This is a genomic window from Psychrobacter coccoides, assembly GCF_017498085.1.
Taxonomy (GTDB): Bacteria; Pseudomonadota; Gammaproteobacteria; order Pseudomonadales; family Moraxellaceae; genus Psychrobacter; species Psychrobacter coccoides.
In genome coordinates this window covers 1-257 of record NZ_JAGBKM010000073.1, presented here as the reverse complement: position 1 = coordinate 257, position 257 = coordinate 1, and the positions used below count along the sequence as shown (strand labels likewise).

General features: G+C 44.4%; 1 rRNA gene. It reads right to left on the bottom strand.

Annotated features, from left to right (window positions below):
• A 5S ribosomal RNA gene (gene rrf / locus J3492_RS13125) occupies positions 1–88 on the bottom strand; the annotation flags it as partial.
• Positions 89–257: the final 169 nt, after the last annotated feature.

Below are 257 nucleotides of genomic sequence, written 5' to 3'. Positions count from 1 at the left end.
CCGGAGCCACACTACCATCGGCGCTACGATGTTTCACTTCTGAGTTCGGGAAGGGATCAGGTGGTGCCATCGTGCTATTGTCGTCAGCAAAGGGGTTAGATATGAGTCTGTGTTGTTTTACTTATGACTTAAGTATCACTTATCCTAACTGAATCAAGGATTAAGGTGATATCGATATAATGCTTGATACAAACCACTTGGGTGTTGTATGGTCAAGCCAAACGAGCAATTAGTACAGGTTAGCTACACGCATCGCT